This is a genomic window from Mesorhizobium sp. M4A.F.Ca.ET.022.05.2.1 (assembly GCF_003998845.1).
In the GTDB taxonomy this organism is placed as follows: Bacteria; Pseudomonadota; Alphaproteobacteria; order Rhizobiales; family Rhizobiaceae; genus Mesorhizobium.
The window spans coordinates 1-5,142 of sequence record NZ_RZOJ01000427.1 but is presented as its reverse complement, the minus strand read 5'-3'; the positions used below and the strand labels follow the sequence as shown (position 1 = coordinate 5,142).

Genomic DNA, 5,142 nt, shown 5'->3' with positions numbered 1-5,142 from the left:
GCATTCACCGGCGAATCGAAATCGTCCGATGAACCGCCGACTTCCCTGCCGAACAAGGCCGCGGCTTCCTTGATCCCGTAGCCCCGGAAGCCAAACCAGCTGATCGAAGAGCCCAAGCGCCTACTCCGCCGCCACCAGCCCCGCCATGTCGCGGTTCTTCATCAGCTTGTAGATGATCGAATCCATCAGCGCCTGGAAGGAGGCGTCGATGATGTTTTCCGACACGCCGACCGTCCACCAGCGGGCGCCGCTGGAATCGTGCGATTCGATCAGCACGCGCGTGATCGCTTCGGTGCCGCCATTGAGGATACGCACCTTGAAGTCGGCAAGCTCGAGGTCGCCGATCTCGTTCTGGTACTTGCCGAGGTCCTTCCTGAGCGCGATGTCGAGCGCATTGACCGGGCCATGGCCCTCGGCGACCGACATCTTCTCCTCGCCATCGACCATCACCTTGACGATCGCCTCCGACACCGTCTTCAACTGGCCGTTGGCGTCGAAGCGACGCTCGACCATGCAGCGGAAGGAGGTGACATTGAAGAACTCCGGCAGGCCGTGCAGCATCTTGCGAGCGAGCAGCTCGAAGGAGGCGTCGGCGCCCTCATAGGCATAGCCCTCCGCCTCGCGCTCCTTGACAACGGCGATCAGCGCATCGAGCCGATGGTCATCCTTCGGCACGTCGATGCCGCGCCGCTTCAGCTCGGCGAGGAAATTGGCCTTGCCGCCCTGGTCGGAGACCATGACGCGGCGGCGGTTGCCGACGGCTTCCGGGGGCACGTGCTCGTAAGTCGCCGGCTCCTTGGCGAGCGCCGAGGCATGAATGCCGGCCTTGGTGGCGAAGGCGGAGGCGCCGACATAGGGCGCCTGCGCTTCCGGGGCGCGGTTGAGCAATTCGTCGAAGGCCCGCGAGAGCCTCGAAATGCCGGTCAGCGCTTCAGTCGAAATGCCGGTCTCGAAACGATCGGCGAAGGCCGGCTTCAGCGCCAGCGTCGGGATGATGGAGATCAGGTTGGCGTTGCCGCAGCGCTCGCCGATGCCGTTCAGCGTGCCCTGGATCTGGCGCACGCCGGCCTCGACGGCGGCCAGCGAATTGGCCACCGCCTGCCCCGTGTCGTCGTGGGCGTGGATGCCGAGATGGTCGCCCGGAATGCCGCCGGCGATCACCGTCTCGACAATGGCGCGCACTTCCGACGGCTGCGTGCCGCCATTGGTGTCGCACAGCACCACCCAGCGCGCGCCGGCATCGTAGGCGGTTCTCGCGCAGGCCAGGGCGTAAGACGGATTGGCCTTGAAGCCGTCGAAGAAATGCTCGCAGTCGACCATGGCTTCCTTGCCGGCAGCCACCGCCGCCTCGACCGAAACCTTGATCGAGTCGAGGTTCTCCTCATTGGTGCAGGCGAGAGCGACACGCACATGATAGTCCCAGCTCTTGGCGACGAAGCAGATGGCATCCGATTTCGACTGCACGAGCGCCGCCAGCCCCGGATCGTTGGAGGCCGAGACACCTGCCCGCTTGGTCATGCCGAAAGCGACGAATTTTGCCTTGGCCGTGCGGTTCTCCTGGAAGAAGGCGGTGTCGGTCGGGTTGGCGCCGGGATAGCCGCCCTCGACATAGTCGATGCCGAACTCGTCCAGCAATTTGGCGATGGCGATCTTGTCCTCGACGGAAAAGTCGATACCCGGCGTCTGCTGGCCGTCGCGAAGGGTGGTGTCGAAGAGGTAGAGGCGTTGCTTTGTCATCGTTCTGTGGGCGCTTGAACACCCCCCTCTGCCCTGCCGGGCATCTCCCCCTCAAGGGGGGAGATCAGCAGTTCGAATGCCGCGCCACAACCTGCAGCGTTGAAAATTTGCGAAAGCCGCGACGAAGGCCAATCTCCCCCCTTGAGGGGGAGATGTCCGGCAGGACAGAGGGGGGTGCTGCGGGCTGTCATTTTTTCCCCGCAAACCCATCTGTCGCCCGGATCAGCCGGTCCAGGATCCCTGGTTCCGAATAGGCATGGCCGGCGCCCTCGATGAGGTGGAAATCCGCCTTCGGCCAGGCCTTGTGCAGCGCCCAGGCGTAGCGCGCCGGGCACGGCATGTCGTAACGGCCGTGAACGATGGTGCCAGGGATGTCCTTCAGCTTCCAAGCGTCGCGCAGCAACTGCCCCTCCTCGAGCCAGCCGGCATGGACGAAATAGTGGTTCTCGATGCGGGCGAAGGCGACGGCAAAGTCGTCCTCGCCGAACTTGCCGCTGGTTTCAGGCTCCGGCAAGAGCGTGATCGTCTCGCCCTCCCACAGGCTCCAGGCAAGGGCTGCCTCGACCTGTGCCTTGCGGTCGCTGCCCACCAGCCGCTTGCGGTAGGCGGCCATCATGTCGCCGCGCTCCGCTTCCGGGATCGGCGCCAGGAAGCGCTCCCACTTGTCGGGGAACATCTCGGAGACGCCGAACTGATAGTACCATTCGAGCTCGGCGCGGGTCAGCGTGTAGATGCCGCGCACGACGAGTTCGCTCACTCGCTCGGGGTGCGTTTCGGCATAGGCGAGCGCCAGGGTCGAACCCCAGGAGCCGCCGAAGACCAGCCATTTGTCGAAGCCCGCCATCTCGCGCAGCCGCTCGATGTCGGCGACCAGCTGCCAGGTGGTGTTGGCCTCGAGCGAAGCGTTGGGCGTCGACTTCCCGCAGCCGCGCTGGTCGAACAGGATGACGTCGTAGAGCTTCGGATCGAACAGCCGCCGGTGTTTCGGCGAGATGGTGCCCCCCGGACCGCCGTGCAGGAACACGGCGGGCTTGGCGCCCCTGGTGCCGGAGCGCTCCCAATAGACCCTATGACCGTCGCCGACATCGAGCATGCCGGTCTCGAACGGCTCGATCTCGGGATAGAGCGTACGCAAGCCACCACTCATGACTGTCATAGTTTCAAGCCCTGCTGCGGCCAGTTGGCCGTCTCGTGATCGGGATGCTGGAAGGAGATGATCTGCTCCTGCCGTCGATAGAAGTCGGGGTCGTCGAGGACCGGCGCCTCGAATATCTTTTCCACCCAGGGCAAGCGGACGGCGTAGTTGACCTGGATCAGCGGCGCGAGGTCCGAGCGGTCGTCGAAGGCGCCGATGGCGATCTCCAGCGCGCCGGGCTGGCGATAGGTCAGCGGCGTGCCGCAGCGGCGGCAGAAGCCGCGATCGATGTTGACCGAGGACTGGAAATAGCTCGGCTCCTCGTGGGTCCATTCGACGCCGTCCTTCGGCACCGTCACCAGCGCTCCGAAGAAATTGCCGAACTGTTTCTGGCACATGCGGCAATGGCAGATTGACGGGCGCCCTAGCTTGCCGTTGATGCGGAAGCGCACGGCGCCGCATTGGCAGCCGCCAGTTCGAACTTGATCGGTCATGGTCTTTCCTCCGGCGGCCATTGGTCGGTGTCGTGGTCGGGGTGCTGATAGGAGACGAGCTCGGCCAGATAAGGCGCCGAGCCGATGTCGGCCATTGTCTCCTCACCCGGCAATTGCGGGACGGAATCGACGTAAGGCAACTTCGCCTCGGTGCCCCACTGGATGGTGGGCGCGATGCCGGCCGGATCGTCGAAGGCGGCAATCGCCAGCGCCATGCCGTCGGGCGCCTCGAAGGTCAGCGGTGTGCCGCACTCCGCGCAGAAGCCGCGCCATGCCGCGCTGGAAGAACGAAAGCGCTTGGGCTCGCCGCGCGTCCATTCGACCTTGGCGCCGCGCACCGAGACCAGCGGCAGATAGAAATTGCCGCTTGCCTTCTGGCACATGCGGCAGTGGCAGATCGAGGCATCGCCGAGCGCGCCTTCGACATGGAAGCGCACCGCGCCGCACTGGCAGCCGCCCGTATAGACCGGCCGGTTGTCGAGACTCATGACTGATCACTCCGGATCATGGCAGACCGCCTCTACATTGTTGCCGTCGGGATCGAAGACGAAGGCGCCGTAGTAGTTCGGATGATAATGCGGGCGGAGCCCCGGTCCGCCATTGTCCCTGCCGCCGGCGGCAAGGGCCGCGGCATGGAAGGCATCGACCTCGGCGCGGCTGCGCGCAGTGAAGGCCACATGCTGGTGATCCTTCGGCTTGTCCTTGCCCGAGCTCAGCCAGAACACCGGCCGGTCGCGGCCATAACCCCCGACCTTGGCGCCGCCGGTGTATTCTGTGGGCACCATGTAAAGCAGCGAAGCGCCGAGCGGCGCCATCGCCTTGTCGTAAAAGGCCTTCGAGGCGTCGAAATCGGAAACGGTGATGCCGAGATGGTCGATCATAAAACTGCCTCCCTTGCTGGTTCGCGTGCCGGCCTATCGGCGCCGGCGAGGCCAGCCTCGATCACGATGTGCTGGCAGACATTGTCGATATCGCGGATGACGTCGTCGTTCCAGAAGCGCAGGATGGTCCAGCCGGGCGCTTCAAGCCTGGCTGTTCTTGCTGCGTCAGATGCGGAAACTTCATGTGAAGCGTGTTGGGAGCCATCCAGCTCAACGATCAACTTTTTGGTTGGACATGCAAAATCGACGATGTAGCCAGCTATCGGCATCTGAAGGCGGAACGCCAGCCCCATGAGTCGGTGTGCGCGTATCTCATTCCAAAGCTTGAGTTCGGCATCTGTCATCTGCTTGCGCATCTCGCGCGCATTGCCGCGATTGATGGGAGATACGCGATAATGGGTCATCGCGAGGCACCCCCCTCTGTCCTGCCGGACATCTCCCCCTCAAGGGGAGAGATCAGATCTCGCCCCTGCTTTCGCCAATCACCCACCTCGCAAGACGAACGCCGTCGGCGGAGCTGCCAATCTCCCCCCTTGAGGGGGAGATGCCCGGCAGGGCAGAGGGGGGTGCTTGGCGCCACCCTCACCGCTTCACCTCCCAGGTGGTGATACGCTCGCCGGTGACAGGATCCTTGCCGTCTTTCAGCTGCACGCCTTGCGCCAGAAGCTCGTCGCGAATGCGATCGGCCTCGGGCCAGTTCTTCTCGGCGATAAGCGCCAGACGTTTGGCGATGGCCTTGGCGATGGCCGCCTCGTCCACCTCGGCCGTGCCGACATCGAAGCCGAGGAAGGCAAGCGCGGCCTTCAGCGACGCGGCGGCGGCGTTGCCTTCCGCGGCCTCGCCGGCAAGCAGCGTCAACTGCTGGAAGGCGGCATAGGTGGCGAGATCGTCGGAC

Annotated in this window: 6 protein-coding genes and 1 pseudogene; all 7 read right to left on the bottom strand. The window is 64.5% G+C overall.

Annotation, left to right across the window (positions count from 1 at the left end; all coding sequences use genetic code 11):
• Positions 1-120 precede the first annotated feature (120 nt).
• Complete coding sequence (gene cimA / locus EN745_RS29600; protein WP_127422879.1) at positions 121-1,737, bottom strand: citramalate synthase; 1,617 nt, start codon at positions 1,735-1,737, stop codon at positions 121-123.
• A gap of 187 nt (positions 1,738-1,924) precedes the next feature.
• Entirely contained in the window at positions 1,925-2,884 is a 960-nt protein-coding gene (pip, locus tag EN745_RS29590) for a prolyl aminopeptidase (RefSeq protein WP_127422878.1), read from the bottom strand.
• 5 nt (positions 2,885-2,889) lie between these two features.
• On the bottom strand, positions 2,890-3,366 hold the full coding sequence (locus EN745_RS29585) for a GFA family protein (RefSeq protein ID WP_126055688.1): 477 nt from the start codon (positions 3,364-3,366) through the stop codon (positions 2,890-2,892).
• Positions 3,363-3,854: a GFA family protein gene (locus EN745_RS29580; protein WP_127422877.1), complete on the bottom strand. Its 492-nt coding sequence runs from the start codon at positions 3,852-3,854 to the stop codon at positions 3,363-3,365. Before EN745_RS29580 ends, EN745_RS29585 begins: the two co-directional genes overlap by 4 nt.
• Positions 3,855-3,860: 6 nt before the next feature.
• On the bottom strand, positions 3,861-4,247 hold the full coding sequence (locus EN745_RS29575) for a VOC family protein (protein WP_126055690.1): 387 nt from the start codon (positions 4,245-4,247) through the stop codon (positions 3,861-3,863).
• Complete coding sequence (locus EN745_RS29570; RefSeq protein ID WP_127422876.1) at positions 4,244-4,651, bottom strand: DUF559 domain-containing protein; 408 nt, start codon at positions 4,649-4,651, stop codon at positions 4,244-4,246. Before EN745_RS29570 ends, EN745_RS29575 begins: the two co-directional genes overlap by 4 nt.
• Before the next feature lie 178 nt (positions 4,652-4,829).
• Positions 4,830-5,142 (bottom strand): annotated as a pseudogene (locus EN745_RS29560) (cysteine--tRNA ligase); the annotation flags it as partial.

Bases quoted from the DNA above. Each gene is read 5' to 3' on its own strand.
- EN745_RS29585 (WP_126055688.1), bottom strand. From the start codon at position 3,366: ATGACCGATCAAGTTCGAACTGGCGGCTGCCAATGCGGCGCCGTGCGC.
- EN745_RS29570 (WP_127422876.1), bottom strand. From the start codon at position 4,651: ATGACCCATTATCGCGTATCTCCCATCAATCGCGGCAATGCGCGCGAG.
- EN745_RS29575 (WP_126055690.1), bottom strand. From the start codon at position 4,247: ATGATCGACCATCTCGGCATCACCGTTTCCGATTTCGACGCCTCGAAG.
- pip (WP_127422878.1), bottom strand. From the start codon at position 2,884: ATGAGTGGTGGCTTGCGTACGCTCTATCCCGAGATCGAGCCGTTCGAG.
- cimA (WP_127422879.1), bottom strand. From the start codon at position 1,737: ATGACAAAGCAACGCCTCTACCTCTTCGACACCACCCTTCGCGACGGC.
- EN745_RS29580 (WP_127422877.1), bottom strand. From the start codon at position 3,854: ATGAGTCTCGACAACCGGCCGGTCTATACGGGCGGCTGCCAGTGCGGC.